A 15,836-nucleotide genomic window follows, 5' to 3' on the forward strand; every position below is an offset into this window, starting at 1 on the left:
TTTGTATGAAGAAATCGAGATACACGGAAGAGCAGATTGCGTTTGCGCTGAAGCAGGCCGAACTGGGTACCACGGTGGCAGAAGTGTGTCGGAAGATGGGTATTTCCGAAGCCACGTTCTACAACTGGAAGAAGAAGTACGGCGGCCCTCGGGTTTCCGAGTTGCAGCGCCTAAAGCAACTCGAAGAGGAGAACGCCCGACTCAAGCGCATGGTGGCCGACCTAAGCCTCGACAAGCAAATGCTTCAGGAAGTGGTGCAAAAAAAGCTGTGAAGCCAGCCCGTAAGCGCGAGCTGGCTGATTTTTTGATTCAGGCGTATCGGGTGAGCATCCGGCGTGCGACAGCACTATTGCAGCTACGCCAGGCCACGTACTTCTATGTGCCGAGCCCACGTCACGACCGTGCCGAGCGCCGGCGCATCCGGGAGAATGCCGAGACTCGGATACGCTACGGCGTAGAGCGCATTCACGTTCTACTGCGCAGCGAAGGCTGCTTGATCAATCACAAGAAGACCTACCGAATCTACTGTGAAGAGGGACTGAACCCGAGGCGTAAGCGGCCTCGCCGTCGTGTCGCGGCCGCACACCGTATGGAGCGCCCCGAAATCTCTACGGTGAATGCGTGCTGGAGCACGGATTTCGTGGCCGATCAATTGTTCAACGGGCAGAAAATCCGGGCCTTAACTGTGGTCGATAACTTTAGTCGGGAGAGCTTGGCGATTACCGTCGATTACGCCTTGAGGGCAGTCGATGTGGTGGCAACGATGGGACATCTAAAAGCGCTGCGAGGTACCCCGAAACGGATACAGGTCGATAATGGGAGCGAATTTATTTCTCATGCGCTGGATCACTGGGCGTATGAAAATGGTGTAACGTGGGACTTCTCCCGTCCCTGCAAACCCACGGACAATCCGTTCATCGAGTCATTTAACGGCAGTTTTCGGGATGAATGCCTAAACGTGCATTGGTTTCTGTCACTGGACGATGCCCGAGAAAAGATCGAAGGCTGGCGACAGGATTACAACGACTTCAGACCGCATAGTTCGCTAGGCGATTTGACTCCGGGTGAGTTCCGACTTGCCCACCTTGAAGCTGAAAATCTCTAGGCCAAAGTGCTCGGTTATCCGGGGGAGGTCAATAGCCTCTGCGATCGCAGAAGAAAAATTTACACGGTATCCGAGATGGGTTGATCACTACACTCTCCTCTCTCACCGAGAATGCAGTTCAACACCAACGTCATGCACAATTTTGAACGCACGCAAGAGCGAAACGTTCTCACACCGTAACTTCGCCACGACCCGCGCTGACCAATCGAAGTACTCCATACGACGCTCAGTAGACCACTGCGGTGGAGGAGCGCTCACTAGATCCCGCAGATTGCACGTAAAGTCAGCGATTTTGATAAGCGCTGCCTTATCAGATTTCGCAGGTGCAAGCTGCACTTGAGGGTCTTTACGTCGCTGCTTTGGCAGAGATTTGTCATCCGTTACCTCGACAACAATCTGTGCGACTTCTTGGCCAAACAACAATCTCAGTTCATCGACTGTCGTATGCGTATCTTCGATAGTGTCGTGAAGAACCGCAGCCTGTAGTACGGCAACGTCTCTAACCTCCCCCGTCGTTGCAAGCAAATTGGCGACGGCGATCGGATGGTTGATATAAGGTGACGACTCAACGTCCTTCCGACGCTGGTTTCTATGTCGCTCAGCCGCAAATTGAATTGCACTAAGCAGATCCGCAGGACTACTCATACGCCTCCGTGAGTTGGACACCTTCAAACTGGATCCGCCCATTTCTTATCGAGGATCAGACGAACCCTGAGTTTGCGGTTGCTTATGGCCCATACCAGCATTCGCCCCGTCCTCGATGGACCATGCTGCTCCGGCGAGCTCGGCATGCTCGGGCACTGGGCAAACGTATCCGCGTCGAGCGAGAGTTTGTGCAGTTATCTTGTTGCCCCATAGCGCGTAACGCCCAACATAGAGACCGTATGCGCACCAAAGCAGCAAAGACACCATGTAGAAATCCTTGCTTGGGTATGCTGACTCGTCAGGTATCACGTCAATCAACCCCATCCATGTCGAACCACCGGTCCGAAGAAACGTTTGAATCGCGATGTATCCAATTACGATCAATGCTGGAATGTACAGACGGCGCCTCACATAAGCGACTATCGCGACAATTGGAAACGCCAGGCCGAACCAAAAAGACCAGGCCACGCCGACCTTCACTGGGACCACGGTCTCATTCTTTTTCATCAGGACATTCATACTTTTTCTCCAATGCGGGCGCGACATTCACCCTCAATAGGTACTGCTGCAGTTCATTTCTGAGGAATAAGTACGATGGTCCTCGAACGGTTGTCGAATTCCTTTGTACCGTCAGGCCAAACGACGAGGTCACCGACAACGGAGACCATCTGGGCGCTGTCTTCGAGACGTTGGATTTGTACGCGAATAGGCTCGGGTACATCCCAAACGTATCGAAGCTTGTATTGCCGATCGCCGACTTGGAGTGCGGTAAAGCCGCCTGCGGGGTCATGATCAAAAACGAGCGTTCCGTATAGAACTGCGCCCGAAAATGCCGACGTCTTCGCGGGAAGTGACGCGTCTCCAGTACGAGGAAGTGTGAGCACCAGACCGTTCGCGGCACTTACACGAAGTGCGCGTGTTCGGGTGACATAGGCGTCGGCGATGCATTCGTCGCTACCACACTTGTCGCGAACCGTGACGCGCCACTTGTTTTGATCCTTTCGAAGTCCTGCCTTGTCGACCGTCCGACTCGTCGCCGCCGCGAATGCCTGTGCAAGCTGGCTATCCGATTCGGCAAGCGAAGGGCTCGCGCAAATGGACCGCTCCACCGAACTCGACGCTTTGCGGCAGTCGAACGAAGGTTGTGCCGCCTGCGCCGAGACGGAGTCAAAATTTATCGATATGAGCAACGCCGCTGCGCACCGAATCGCGACCTGGCACCTCGAATTGAAGATCTTCATCGGATAGCCGCGACCGCGTCGTAACAACGTTGACTCATCCCACCCAACATCGAGAGCGGCCCGACGATGTTATTGATAGTGGCCATGAAACGATCCCGGGCGTCGGACGTAGCGCAATATTCAGCAACCTTCTGCGCATGCCCTTCGCTGACCCCCTTCTTCAAGATGGCGATTGACGGCTTCATGTCGAGCGATTTCTTCAGTTCGCCGACACTGCCCGGCTCGCGGAGTTCGGTAAGACGCACGAGATCGGCGCCACAAATATCAATCGTCCGAAAGTACTGTTGGCACGCCGGAGGCAGGCTTTGCGCCTGAGCATGGGACACTGCCAATACACAGAAAAAGAAACTGAACAAAACGCGGTTGCGATTACTTTTTTGATTTTTCATTGGTATTCCTGGGCTAGAGACGAGCGGACCGCGTTTTGCTGGCCCACCAAATACTAAGGAATTCTTAGTGTAGCAAATATCGTCAACGCCCAGCATGTTTTCCTTTCGGGGAAGAACATGTCCGTATTCGCGAAACGCTTGAAGGAAGCGAGGAAGGCCGCAGGTCTATCGCAGGAGAAGCTCGGGGTACTCGCCGGCATTGACGAAATGTCCGCCAGCGCCCGCATGAATCAGTATGAGCGCGGCAAGCACGCCCCTGACTATTCGATGGTCGAGCGCATTGCCGCCAACTTGAATCTTCCGGTCACTTATTTTTTCTCGGCTGACGACTCAGAAGCGAAATTGCTGGTCGCTTATCATCGGCTGCGTGACGAAGACAAGGATCACATCCTTTCCCAAGCTCTGGAGATGATCCGCACTGACAAATGATCGTGGAGTACACGAATTCGGTGGGGTAAGGTGGTCAGCGCCTTGATAGTCATTTTGTAAGTCACTGACGCACAAAACAAAAAAGCCCTTGAATTTCAAGGGCTTAATTGTTTGCTTGGCGGAGAGGGTGGGATTCGAACCCACGATACGGTATAACCGTATACCGGATTTCGAGTCCGGCGCATTCGACCACTCTGCCACCTCTCCAAGCGTTCTTTCTGCTTTGGTTCGCTGCCTGAGTGGCCTCAAGCAGCGAGAAAGAGATTATAGCCGAATTTCTTCCGCTGCCAACCCCTTTTTACTAAATTTTTTACGCAGCCGGCTCAAGACGCTCGATGCCGCCCATGTACGGCCGCAGCACGTCGGGGATCGTCACCGATCCATCGGCGTTCTGATAATTTTCAAGCACGGCAACGAGTGCGCGTCCCACCGCCAATCCCGAACCGTTCAGCGTATGCACCAACTCCGGCTTGCCCTGCGCATTACGGAAGCGGGCTTGCATCCGGCGCGCCTGGAAGCTCTCCATGTTCGAACACGACGAGATCTCGCGATACGTGTTCTGCGCCGGAATCCACACTTCCATATCGTAAGTCTTCGCGCTGCCGAAGCCCATGTCGCCCGTGCACAGCACCAACGTCCGGTACGGCAGCTTCAGCTTCTGCAAAATCGCCTCCGCATGCCCCACCAGCGTCTCCAGCGTGTCGTACGACGCCTCCGGACGCACCACATGCACCAGCTCAACCTTGTCGAACTGATGCTGACGAATCATGCCGCGCGTGTCCTTGCCGTAGCTGCCCGCCTCCGAACGGAAGCACGGCGTGTGCGCCACCAAGTGCATTGGCACGGCGTCGGCCGCCAGCAGCTCGTCACGCACCAGGTTCGTAAGCGACACTTCCGCCGTCGGGATCAGATAGAAGTTCTCGACACGCTCGCCATCGTCACCGCCCACCTTGCGCGGCACCTTGAACAAGTCGTCCTCGAACTTGGGAAGCTGACCGGTGCCGCGCATCGAGTCCGCGTTCACGATGTACGGCACATACATTTCCGTATAGCCGTGCTCCGACGTGTGCGTGTCGATCATGAACTGCGCCAACGCACGGTGCAGTCGCGCAATGCCCCCCTTCATGACCGAGAATCGCGCACCGGCCAGCTTAGCCGCCGCATCGAAGTCCAACCCCAACGCCGCGCCAAGATCGACGTGATCGCGCACCGGGAAATCAAACTCACGCGGCGTGCCCCAGCGGCGCACCTCCACGTTCTGCGTCTCGTCCGAGCCGACAGGCACACTCTCGTGCGGCAGATTCGGCACCCCCAACATGAGGTCCGACAAACGCGCCTGAACTTCGCCCAGCCGCACTTCCGACGCCTTGAGCGTGTCGGCAATGCTGCCAACTTCGGCAATCTCGGCCGAGGCATCCTCGCCCTTGCCCTTCTTCATGCCGACCTGTTTCGAGAGCGCATTACGGCGTGCCTGCAACTCCTCGGTTTGCGTCTGGATCTGCTTGCGCTCGGCCTCGAGCGCAGCAAACGTCGCTACGTCCAGCGTATAGCCACGCGTCTTGAGTCGCGCGGCCACGCCGTCGAGATCCTTGCGAAGAAGTTGAATGTCGAGCATGGTGGGATGTCTGTCGTTAGTGGCCCACGGTCTTGGGCCATGGAATTCGTTCTGGCCGCCCCGCGCCCTCATGGCACCGGATGCAGCATCAAAGCAGGGATTTTACCAAACGCGCACCGCGTTTTCGTCATTTGGCGCGTTTGCGATGTCCGCGACGTCGGCGTCAGGTCGCCTCGTCGTCGGAAGGCTCAGCCGGCGGATTCCTGCCGGAAGACGTGGCGCTCGCCCCGGACGGCTTCATCGACGCATCGGGCTTACGCCCCTTGGCATTTGCCCGCCGCCACTCGGCGTCGAGCGATTTCAGCCAACTCAGCTTTTCCCCAATCTTGCCCTCCAGACCCCGCGGCACCGGACGGTACCAATGCTGAGCCCGCAAATCGTCGGGGAAATACGTCTCGCCCGCCGCGTAAGCATCGGGCTCGTCGTGTGCATAGCGATACTCGTGGCCGTAGCCGAGTTCCTTCATCAGCTTCGTCGGTGCATTGCGCAAATGAATCGGCACTGCCCGTGACTTGTCCTTGCCGACGAAAGCCCGCGCCTGGTTGTAAGCGTTGTAACCCGCGTTCGACTTCGGCGCCGACGCGAGATACAAAATAGCCTGCGCAAGTGCCAGTTCCCCCTCGGGAGTTCCGAGACGCTCGTAGGTCTCAGCCGCGTCGAGTGCGATACGTGCCGCGCGCGGGTCGGCGAGGCCAATATCCTCCCACGCCATCCGGACAATCCGGCGCGCCAGATACCGCGGATCGGCACCGCCATCGAGCATGCGGCAAAACCAGTACAGCGCACCGTCCGGCGAGCTGCCGCGCACCGACTTGTGAAGCGCACTGATCTGGTCGTAAAACGCATCGCCGCCCTTGTCGAAGCGTCGCAGATTCTCGGCAAGTACACTGGCAAGCAACGCGTCGTCGATCGTATCCAGACCTTGCGACGTTGCCGCCTGCGCGACGATTTCCACATTGTTGAGCAGTTTGCGGCCGTCGCCATCCGCCGAGTCGATCAGACCTTGTCGTGCCTCGTCGGTGAAACCGATATCGTTCAGTTCGCGCGACGCCCGCGTGATCATCTCGCCAAGCTCTTCGTCGTTCAGGCTCTTGAGCACATAAACGGCCGCGCGCGAGAGCAATGCCCCGTTCACCTCGAACGACGGATTTTCCGTCGTCGCGCCAACGAAAATGAATAACCCCGACTCGACGTGCGGCAAGAAAGCGTCCTGCTGTGCCTTGTTGAAGCGGTGCACTTCGTCAACAAACACCAGCGTCTGCTTTCCTTGCGCGCGCTGAATCTGTGCCGCCTCGACAGCATCGCGAATGTCCTTCACGCCCGAAAGCACGGCGGACAATGCAATGAAGTACGCCTTGAAGGCGTCTGCCATCAGGCGCGCCAGCGTCGTCTTGCCCACGCCCGGCGGCCCCCACAGAATCATCGAGTGCGGACGTCCGGCCTCAAACGCCACACGCAAAGGTTTCCCCTTGCCCAGCAAGTGGCGCTGGCCAATTACGTCGTCGATGGTATGGGGGCGCAGGCGCTCGGCCAAAGGCACCGAAGCCGACAGCGGGGTGTCGTCTGGCATGTTCTCAAGCAGCGCGGCCGGGGAGTCCCCGGCCGCATTCGGATAATCAGATGGCCCCATTATGCCAGCCCGCCGGCAGGGCCGTGAGCAAAGCGCATTCAAGGCATTGGGGACAAGTCACGCTCAACCCTTGATCAGGTCGGCCCCCTTGGGCATCGTGAACTTGAAGTGGTCCGCCGACATGGGCGGATTCTTCTGAATCTTGTCGAACGTCAGCAACGTGACATTGCCGAACGCATCGTAGAGTTCCATCGCCGCCAGATTGCCATCGCGAAAGCCAATGCCCACGCGCTGGAATTGCGTATCCTGCGACTTCGGCTTCAACTCTACCCAGTCGATACCGTTCTTCACGCCGGCATCCTTGAGCGTGAAATTCTTCTCGATGTCGTTGCTGCCGAACAGAATCGCCGCAGGACTCGCGCCCAGCGAGGTGCCCAGCTTACGCTCGGTCACCTGATTCAGATCCTTGTCGTAGATATAGAGCGTTTCGCCATCGGCCTGCAACAACTGGTCGTAAGGCTTGACGTAACGCCAGATGAAGCGGCCCGGGCGCGAGAATTCGAACGTCCCCGACGCCGAGTTCGTCACCTTCATGGCACCGTCCTGCTGCCCCTTGACCTGCTTTTGCTCGAACTCGCCCCGCGCCGACTTCACCTGCGCCGCAAATGCCTTGAGCTGCGCCGTGCCGCTTGCATACGCCGGCGCAACCAGCGCCGCCAGCGTTACGCCAACGGCCCCCGCGATCAGCGGCAAGCCTCGCTTGAATCCCAGCATGTTCCTTATTCTCCTTCGCGATTCGGCACCAGAATTTCCCGGTTGCCATTACTCGCCATTGCCGACACCACGCCGGATTGTTCCATCTGTTCGAGCAGGCGCGCCGCCCGGTTGTAGCCGATGCGCAAATGCCGCTGTACCAGCGAGATCGACGCACGGCGCTGCTTGAGCACCACCGCCACCGCCTGATCGTACAGAGGATCGGACTCGCCTCCGCCCTCGCCAGTTCCACCGGCGGCGCCGTCCACGCCGCCGTCCTCACCTTCGACAGCGCCGTCCAGCAACCCTTCGACGTAGTTGGCTTCGCCCTGCTCCCTGAGCCGCTCGACCACGCGATGCACTTCGTCATCGGCCACGAACGCGCCGTGAACACGCAACGGCAGCCCGGTGCCCGGCGGCATGTAGAGCATGTCGCCCATGCCCAGCAACGTTTCCGCACCTTGCTGATCGAGAATGGTGCGCGAGTCGATCTTCGACGACACCTGAAACGCCACACGCGTCGGCACGTTCGCCTTGATCAGCCCCGTAATGACGTCGACCGACGGACGCTGCGTGGCCAGAATCAAGTGAATCCCCGCCGCACGCGCCTTCTGCGCGATACGCGCGATCAATTCTTCGACCTTCTTGCCGACCACCATCATCAGGTCGGCCAACTCGTCGATCACGACCACGATGTACGGCAGACGCTGCAACGGCTCCGGCGCCTCGGGCGTGAGCGAGAACGGATTCGGAATGTGCTCTTCGCGCTTCGCAGCGTCGTCGATCTTGTTGTTGTACCCGGCAAGATTGCGCACACCGAGCTTGCTCATCAGCTTGTAGCGGCGCTCCATCTCGGCCACCACCCAGTTCAACGCATGGCCGGCCTGACGCATATCGGTCACCACCGGACACAGCAGATGCTGAATGCCCTCGTACATGCTCATTTCGAGCATCTTCGGATCGATCAGGATCAGCCGGACCTGCTCGGCCGTCGCCTTGTAGAGCAGCGACAGAATCATGGCGTTGATCCCGACCGACTTACCCGAGCCGGTGGTACCGGCCACCAGCAAGTGCGGCATCTTCGCCAGATCGGCCACGACCGGCTTGCCGCCGATGTCCTTACCCAGCGCCAGCGTCAGCAACGACGAAGAATCGTTGTAGACCTCCGAACCCAGAATCTCGGTCAGACGCACGGTCTGACGGCGCGGATTCGGCAACTCCAACCCCATGAAATTCTTGCCCGGGATGGTCTCGACCACACGAATCGACACCAGCGAGAGCGAGCGCGCCAGATCCTTCGCCAGATTGACGATCTGACTGCCCTTCACGCCCGTTGCCGGTTCGATCTCATATCGGGTAATGACAGGCCCGGGATACGCCGCCACGACATTCACTTCGACGCCGAAGTCCTTGAGCTTCTTCTCAATGAGGCGCGACGTGAACTCGAGCGTTTCTCCCGAAACTGTCTCCTGCACCGGCGGTGCCGGATCGAGCAGCGCCAACGGCGGAAGAATGGAGTCAGGCAGATCGGCGAAGAGCGGCGCCTGCTTTTCCTTCTCCACACGCTCGCTCTTGGGCACGACCTTGACCGGCGGCACGATCTGCACAGGCTCGTGAACTTCCGTGCGCACCCGGTTCTGCACCACCGCGCCCTCACGCGCGATGGCCGCCTCTTCACCCAGCCGCCGGTCCCGGCGCGCCTCACGGCGGCGGCGGATCACGGTGCCGGTATCGAGAATCAGCGCGCCGAGCTTTTCGGCGGCGGACAGCCACGAGAAATGGAACAGCAGCGACAGCCCGAAGGCAAAGATGAGCAGCAACGCCAGCGTGCCGCCCGTAAAGCCGAGCGCATGCTGGAAGAAACCACCAACGGTCTCACCGATCACGCCGCCCGAGGCTCGCGGCAATTGGGCCTTGAGACGGTAAAGACGCAGGGATTCGATACCGGCGCTCGAGAGCAGCACCATCAGGGACGAGACGATCTCCACCCAGCCGCCGCTGGCGAGACGCTCGCGCAGCGGGGGCGCTTCGCGCTTGGCCGAGATACGGCGGTAGCCCGAAATCACGCGACGGCCGATAAAGACCACCAGCCAGTAGGCGGACAGACCGAGCATGAGCAGCAGCATGTCGGCCACCCAAGCGCCGACGCGCCCCGCCCAGTTGGCGATGCGCTCCACGTGCGCCGCATGCGTCCAGCTGGGGTCCAGACGGCTGTATGAGAACAACGCCATCAACAGGAACACCATCAGCGCGACCTGCGCCATCCAGCGGATTTCATGGAAAAGGTGCGTCACCCGGTTGGGCAACGACGATCCGGCACCAGCAGAGTAGGAAGATTTCGTCGTCATCAAGCCATACGGTTGGGCGGGCAGACGGGCGGCCTGCCGCGCAGCAGGCTCCATTGTAAACAACTATTACATTGCTCAATGCACGAAAAGGTGACAAGCAGTAACGTCAGGCCTCATGGCCCCGTTCAGGGTCGTCTGGCAACACGCAGCCGGTCCGCCACCGGCGAGCCGGCGCCTTGCATCCGGCGCATCTGCCCCCAAATATAGGAGACTTCCCGCTGTCGAGATCTTTATCTATCGACGCTCAGCCCCCGGAGGACCGCACGGCCCGGAGGCTATCGCGTCGATTGCAAGGCTCGATCAACGAAACGACGTCGGCCCCTTATAATGTCGGTTTGCGCCATTCGCCCCCTGCTGCTCTTACGCGGTGCGGGCCTGGCGCCAGCCCCCATCCCCCTTTCCGGTGAGTCCGTCCATGTCCGTTGCCAAGCATGCCAAAGTCCTGATTCTCGGTTCCGGCCCCGCCGGCTACAGCGCCGCCGTCTATGCCGCGCGCGCCAACCTCAAGCCCGTGCTGATCACGGGTATCGCCCAGGGCGGTCAGTTGATGACCACCACGGACGTCGAGAACTGGCCCGGCGACCCGACCGGTGTGCAAGGCCCCGAGTTGATGGCCCGTATGCAGGCTCACGCCGAGCATTTCAACACCGAGATCATCTTCGATCACATTCATACGGTGCATCTGAACGAGCGCCCGTTGCGTCTGATCGGCGACTCCGGCGAATACACGGCCGACGCCCTGATCATTGCCACCGGCGCCTCGGCACAATACCTTGGCTTGCCCTCGGAAGAAGCGTTCTCCGGCCGCGGCGTGTCCGCCTGCGCCACCTGCGACGGCTTTTTCTACAAGGGCAAGGAAGTCTGCGTGGTCGGCGGCGGTAACACGGCCGTCGAAGAAGCGCTCTACCTCTCCAATATCGCCAGCAAGGTCACGGTGATCCACCGACGCGACAAATTCCGCGCCGAGCCGATCCTGATCGACCGCCTGCTGGAGAAGGCCAAGCAAGGCGTGGTGGAACTCAAATACGACACCGTGCTCGACGAAGTGACCGGCGACAATTCGGGCGTGACCGGCGTGCGCATCAAGAACGTGAAGACGGGCGCGCACGAAGACATCGCACTGCATGGCGTGTTCATCGCCATCGGCCACAAGCCGAACACCGATATCTTCGACGGCCAGCTCGAGATGAAGAACGGCTATATCGTCACGCACAGCGGCCTGAACGGCAACGCCACGGCCACCAGCGTGCCGGGCGTATTTGCCGCGGGCGACGTGCAAGACCACGTCTACCGTCAGGCCATTACCAGCGCCGGCACCGGTTGCATGGCCGCGCTCGATGCCCAGCGTTACCTCGAAAATCTCGATCAGTAATCGCTGAGCGCCCGGCTGCGGCGCCCTCGCTGTGTGAGTTTTCATGCAGCGGCGGCGCCGTTGTCGTCTGCCCCTCCAACGTCCTTGTTCGCACGACCATGAGCAAGAAGCCCCCCAAACTCAGCCTCGGCGACCTCGCCAGCCTGCGTGACACGCTCGCCAGGGAAACGGCAGCCCGCGAAGCCGAACGCCTCGCCGCCGCCAAACGTGCCGCGCAAGCCAAGCGCGATGCGAACGTGTTCCGCGATAGCGTCGGCGACATCGCTCCGTTGTCCCACAAGGGCGCGACCAATCGCGTGGAGCATCCGCGCCAGCCGCCCGAGCCTGTCGCGCGTCAGACTCAGGAAGACGAAGCGGCTGTCCTGTTCGAATCGCTGTCGGATGAATTCGATCCCGAAGCGCTGCTCGACACCGACGATCGATTGTCGTATCGCCGCCCCGGGATCAGCCACGACGCCGTGCTAAAACTCCAACGCGGGGAATGGGTCGTGCAGGCGCAGATCGACCTGCACGGCATGCGTCGCGACGAAGCGCGCGAAGCCCTCTCCGCCTTCCTGCACGACGCCGTGAAGCGCGGTCTGCGCTGCGTGCGCGTGATTCATGGCAAAGGCCTCGGCTCGGTGAATCGCGAACCGGTGCTCAAGGACAAAGTGCGCGGCTGGCTGGCCCAGAAGAACGAAGTGCTGGCATGGGCGCAAGCACAAGGACGCGACGGCGGGGGTGGCGCGCTGGTAGTATTGCTCCAGGCTGCGCAGACGAAGGCGACGCGCCGGTAGTTCCCCTTGCCCGGGGCGGCACATAGCATCGCGATATCGTCTCGGCCTGCGCGTCCTGATACCGCCAGTTCTCCCGCAGATCACGACGTTTCACTGACAGGATTCGCCGATGATTCACGAGATGAGCGCCCAACTGCATACGATACTGGCCGTCATGGAGGCCATTGCCGTATTGTCGTGCGCGATCTCAGGTTTCGCCGAAGCCCGCAAGCAGCACCTCGACCCGGTCGGCGCGTTCGTGCTGGCCTTCGCCACCGCCTTTGGCGGCGGCACGCTACGCGACGTGCTGCTCGACCACCGCCCCTTCTACTGGGTACAGCACCAGTGGTACACGGTCATCATTCTCATACTCTCGCTATCGACGTCCGGCGTGTTACGGCTCGTCTCGCGCGTGGCCACGGAGCGCGTGCTGCTCATTACGGATGCGATCGGTCTGGGGTTCTTCAGCGCGTCCGGCACGTCGCTGGCGTTGCAGACCGATATGTCGGCGTTCATGTCAGTGATGATGGGCGTGATCACTGGTGTGGGCGGCGGAGTCATGCGCGACATCCTCTGCAATGAAGTGCCCCTCGTGTTGCGAGATACGCGCCCCTATGCGGTGTGTGCTTTCATCGGCGGCTGGATCTACATCGCCCTGACCTACGCCGACCTCGATCCCGTCTACACCTTGTCGATCAGCGCATTCTCCGTCATTTTCGTACGCCTGATCACCGTCGCCTTCGACGTACGGCTCAAAACCTGACGCCACGATAAGTGCCTCGGCATGTGCATCGATAAATGCATCGATGAGCATCGGTAAACGTCGAAGGGCGACGCTGCTTACGCAGCCGCCGCCCTCGTCAGTACTTTGACCCTTCGATCATTCGAGCCTTCGCCCGCCCGCCGCCACGCTCGGCAGCGCCGCCCGAACCGGCCTCAGACCGCCTGCTCGCCCTCTTCGCCCGTACGGATACGAATCACGCGCTCAACGTCGGTCACGAAGATCTTGCCGTCGCCGATCTTGCCGGTGCGCGCCGCACCCAGCACTGCGTCGATGACCTGCTCGGCCTGTGCCGCGCTCACCACGACTTCGATCTTGATCTTCGGCAGAAAGTCGACGACATACTCGGCGCCACGATACAACTCGGTGTGCCCTTTCTGACGGCCGAAGCCCTTCACTTCCGTGACGGTCAGGCCGGTCACGCCGACTTCGGCCAGCGCTTCACGGACTTCGTCGAGCTTGAAGGGTTTGATGATGGCAGTTACGCGTTTCATTGTCGCCTCGATATCTTGGTTGGTTTGTTCTGAAAATTCGCCGGGCTATTGTACCGGGCCGGCAACGGCACGCCGATGACAGTCCGCAGCGCCCCGTTCCCGGCAGCCTCCGCCCGATTTCGCTCAGGCGTGGGGGTCGTCCGGCACCGTGTCCAGATCTGCGAGCCACACCACCGACTCCGAATCGCTGGGTGCACGCCAGTCGCCGCGCGGCGAAAGCGAGCCGCCCGTGCCGACCTTCGGCGCGTTCGGAATACACGACCGCTTGAACTGACTCGTGCGGAAGAATCGGTCCAGGAAAATCCGCAGGTTGCGTTTGATCGCGACCAGATCGTACTCGTTGCGGGCGAGGTGCCCTTCGTCGGGCCAGCGGCCCGCCGACGCATCGTGCCAGGCACTCCACGAGAGAAACGCCACCTTGCGCGGGGCGTAACCGAAACGCAACGTGTAATAGAGATTGAAGTCCTGCAACGCGTACGGCCCGATGAAATGCTCGGTGCGCTGCTCGGGCGCGCCATTGGCCTTGCCGGGCACCAGTTCCGGGCTGATCTCCGTTTCGAGAATATCGATGAGGACGTTGCGGCGCGCCCCGGCGTCCCGCCCCCCTTTGACCGGAGAAGCCTTCGACGATGCGGCGCCACCCAGCTGCCCGGTCTCGGCCACCCATCGCACGAGGTGCATGATGAGTGTCTTGGGCACACTGGCGTTCACGTTGTAGTGAGACATATGGTCGCCCACGCCGTACGTGCACCAGCCCAGCGCCAACTCGCTGAGGTCGCCCGTGCCGATGACGATCGCGCCCAGGTGATTCGCCAGACGGAACAGATGATTGGTACGCTCGCCCGCCTGCACGTTCTCGAACGTGACGTCGTAGACTTCTTCGCCCTTCGCGAACGGGTGATCGAGGTCTTTCAGCATCTGCATGCAACTCGGGCGAATGTCGATCTCCCGCGCCGTGCACCCGACCGCGTCCATCAACTCGCGCGCCTGACGCAACGTACGCTCGCTCGTAGCGAAGCCCGGCATGGTGTACGCCAGAATGTTGATGCGCGGCAAACCGAGACGATCCATGACCTTCGCGCACACGAGCAACGCATGCGTGGAGTCGAGACCGCCGGACACACCGATCACAACCTTCTGAATCTTCGACGACGCCAGACGCTGCATCAGCGCCTGCACCTGAATGTTGTAGACCTCGTGGCAACGCTCGTCGCGCCGGCGCGGGTCCGAAGGCACATACGGGAACCGTTCGACATTGCGCGCAAGCGGCAACGCTGCGTCGCGCGGCAGGGCCACATCGACCTTGATTGTGCGAAAGCGCGCCACCTCGTCGGCATGGCGGCGCACCGAAACGCCAAAGGTCGTCTGATGCATGCGCTCGCGCGCCAGACGCTCCAGATCGACGTCCGCATAAATCAGATGCGACTCGCTGGCAAAGCGCGCCGACTCGGCCAGCATGTCGCCGTTCTCATAGATGAGTGCCTGTCCATCCCATGCGAGGTCAGTCGTCGATTCGCCTTGCCCGGCCGACGTGTATAGGTACGCCGCGAGGCATCGTGCCGACTGTTGACCGACCAGTTGATGACGATACGCCGACTTGCCCACCACTACGTTCGACGCCGATAGATTGACGAGGACGGTCGCACCGGCCAGCGCCGCAAACGACGACGGCGGCACCGGCACCCAGACGTCTTCGCAGATCTCGCAGTGAAAGCGCAGCAGCGGCTGGTCGACGGCTTCGAAGATGAGCGAGCCGAACGGTACATCGTCGCCAAGCAAGGTCACGGTATCGACGCCAGCGTCGTCGGCAGCATTGAACTGCCGCGCCTCGTAGAACTCGCTGTAGTTCGGCAGGTATGTCTTGGGAACGACGCCATGAATGCGTCCGCGCGCCACGACCACGGCGCAGTTGAACAGGCGCTGCTGCACGCGCACCGGCATGCCCACAATCAGCGCAGCCCCCAACTCGCGGCTTGCCGCCACGATGTCGGCCAGCGCCACGTTGCAGGCGTCGAGCAGGGCGCGCTGCTGGAACAGGTCTTCGCAGCTATAGGCCGGAATGCCCAGTTCGGGGAAGGCGACGAGTACCGCCCCCGCGGCATCGGCTTGCCTGGCAAGCGCGATGGTCTGTGCGGCGTTGTAGACGGGGTCGGCCACGCGGCACTGCGGCACCCCGACGGCTACACGCGCGAAATCGTGGTTATAGAGATTGAGAAATCGGTTGGTCATGTCGGCGGCTACCATGCATCGCCCATGTGCCGTGGCGTCGGCAGGCGATGCCCCCGAGGGCTGGCGCCCGCCCGGCGCGAGCGGCGGACGTTAGATTCGTCAGTATATTA

15 protein-coding genes and 1 tRNA gene are annotated in these 15,836 nt (G+C 60.6%); 5 read left to right on the top strand and 11 right to left on the bottom strand.

Annotated features, from left to right (window positions below; genetic code table 11):
• The first annotated feature begins 5 nt into the window (after positions 1 to 5).
• Positions 6 to 1,105 (top strand): IS3 family transposase gene (locus AT395_RS18485; RefSeq protein WP_125347636.1). Its coding sequence is split into 2 segments (ribosomal slippage): positions 6 to 267 and positions 267 to 1,105, totalling 1,101 coding nucleotides; the frame shifts between segments, so codons are not numbered across the junction.
• 102 nt (positions 1,106 to 1,207) lie between these two features.
• On the opposite strand, the gene AT395_RS18490 is transcribed toward AT395_RS18485, so the two are convergent.
• From AT395_RS18490 to AT395_RS18505, 4 genes are read right to left on the bottom strand one after another with little or no spacing between them, the layout of a single operon-like run.
• Positions 1,208 to 1,750: an HD domain-containing protein gene (locus AT395_RS18490; protein WP_048629945.1), complete on the bottom strand. Its 543-nt coding sequence runs from the start codon at positions 1,748 to 1,750 to the stop codon at positions 1,208 to 1,210.
• Positions 1,751 to 1,795: 45 nt separating this feature from the next.
• The gene (locus tag AT395_RS18495; protein ID WP_048629946.1) at positions 1,796 to 2,269 is read right to left on the bottom strand and encodes a hypothetical protein; all 474 of its coding nucleotides are present in this window, start codon (positions 2,267 to 2,269) and stop codon (positions 1,796 to 1,798) included.
• A 53-nt stretch (positions 2,270 to 2,322) separates the two neighbouring features.
• Positions 2,323 to 2,991 (bottom strand): lysozyme inhibitor LprI family protein, encoded by a 669-nt coding sequence (locus AT395_RS25705; RefSeq protein ID WP_125347935.1) that lies wholly within the window; start codon positions 2,989 to 2,991, stop codon positions 2,323 to 2,325.
• Complete coding sequence (locus AT395_RS18505) at positions 2,988 to 3,380, bottom strand: hypothetical protein (protein ID WP_048629948.1); 393 nt, start codon at positions 3,378 to 3,380, stop codon at positions 2,988 to 2,990. Before AT395_RS18505 ends, AT395_RS25705 begins: the two co-directional genes overlap by 4 nt.
• A 117-nt stretch (positions 3,381 to 3,497) precedes the next feature.
• Here AT395_RS18505 and AT395_RS18510 point away from each other — a divergent pair, with 117 nt between their 5' ends.
• Complete coding sequence (locus AT395_RS18510; protein WP_048629949.1) at positions 3,498 to 3,809, top strand: helix-turn-helix domain-containing protein; 312 nt, start codon at positions 3,498 to 3,500, stop codon at positions 3,807 to 3,809.
• 116 nt (positions 3,810 to 3,925) lie between these two features.
• On the opposite strand, the gene AT395_RS18515 is transcribed toward AT395_RS18510, so the two are convergent.
• From AT395_RS18515 to AT395_RS18535, 5 genes are all read right to left on the bottom strand, one after another.
• Positions 3,926 to 4,016: transfer RNA gene (locus AT395_RS18515), tRNA-Ser, on the bottom strand.
• Between the two features lie 103 nt (positions 4,017 to 4,119).
• The gene (gene serS, locus AT395_RS18520) at positions 4,120 to 5,424 is read right to left on the bottom strand and encodes a serine--tRNA ligase (protein ID WP_042116933.1); all 1,305 of its coding nucleotides are present in this window, start codon (positions 5,422 to 5,424) and stop codon (positions 4,120 to 4,122) included.
• A 163-nt stretch (positions 5,425 to 5,587) separates the two neighbouring features.
• Positions 5,588 to 6,994, bottom strand: a complete 1,407-nt coding sequence (locus AT395_RS18525) for a replication-associated recombination protein A (RefSeq protein WP_231606177.1) — start codon at positions 6,992 to 6,994, stop codon at positions 5,588 to 5,590.
• 123 nt (positions 6,995 to 7,117) lie between these two features.
• Complete coding sequence (lolA, locus tag AT395_RS18530; RefSeq protein WP_042116935.1) at positions 7,118 to 7,768, bottom strand: outer membrane lipoprotein chaperone LolA; 651 nt, start codon at positions 7,766 to 7,768, stop codon at positions 7,118 to 7,120.
• A gap of 5 nt (positions 7,769 to 7,773) precedes the next feature.
• Entirely contained in the window at positions 7,774 to 10,095 is a 2,322-nt protein-coding gene (locus tag AT395_RS18535; RefSeq protein ID WP_048629983.1) for a DNA translocase FtsK, read from the bottom strand.
• 415 nt (positions 10,096 to 10,510) lie between these two features.
• Between AT395_RS18535 and trxB the strand changes: the two genes are divergently transcribed.
• From trxB to AT395_RS18550, 3 genes are all read left to right on the top strand, one after another.
• On the top strand, positions 10,511 to 11,467 hold the full coding sequence (gene trxB / locus AT395_RS18540; protein ID WP_048629951.1) for a thioredoxin-disulfide reductase: 957 nt from the start codon (positions 10,511 to 10,513) through the stop codon (positions 11,465 to 11,467).
• 98 nt (positions 11,468 to 11,565) lie between these two features.
• Positions 11,566 to 12,243, top strand: coding sequence for a Smr/MutS family protein (locus tag AT395_RS18545; protein ID WP_042116938.1), 678 nt, complete (start codon positions 11,566 to 11,568; stop codon positions 12,241 to 12,243).
• A 121-nt stretch (positions 12,244 to 12,364) separates the two neighbouring features.
• Positions 12,365 to 12,985, top strand: a complete 621-nt coding sequence (locus tag AT395_RS18550) for a trimeric intracellular cation channel family protein (protein WP_042118911.1) — start codon at positions 12,365 to 12,367, stop codon at positions 12,983 to 12,985.
• Between the two features lie 173 nt (positions 12,986 to 13,158).
• Here the strand turns inward: AT395_RS18550 and AT395_RS18555 are convergent, their stop codons facing one another.
• Together AT395_RS18555 and AT395_RS18560 are read right to left on the bottom strand one after the other, a co-directional pair.
• A complete protein-coding gene (locus AT395_RS18555) occupies positions 13,159 to 13,497 on the bottom strand; it encodes a P-II family nitrogen regulator (protein WP_010805431.1) in 339 nt (112 codons plus the stop codon).
• 123 nt (positions 13,498 to 13,620) lie between these two features.
• Positions 13,621 to 15,726: an NAD(+) synthase gene (locus AT395_RS18560; protein WP_048629984.1), complete on the bottom strand. Its 2,106-nt coding sequence runs from the start codon at positions 15,724 to 15,726 to the stop codon at positions 13,621 to 13,623.
• Positions 15,727 to 15,836: the final 110 nt, after the last annotated feature.

Origin of the sequence: Pandoraea apista (assembly GCF_001465595.2) — a bacterium.
GTDB lineage: Bacteria > Pseudomonadota > Gammaproteobacteria > Burkholderiales > Burkholderiaceae > Pandoraea > Pandoraea apista.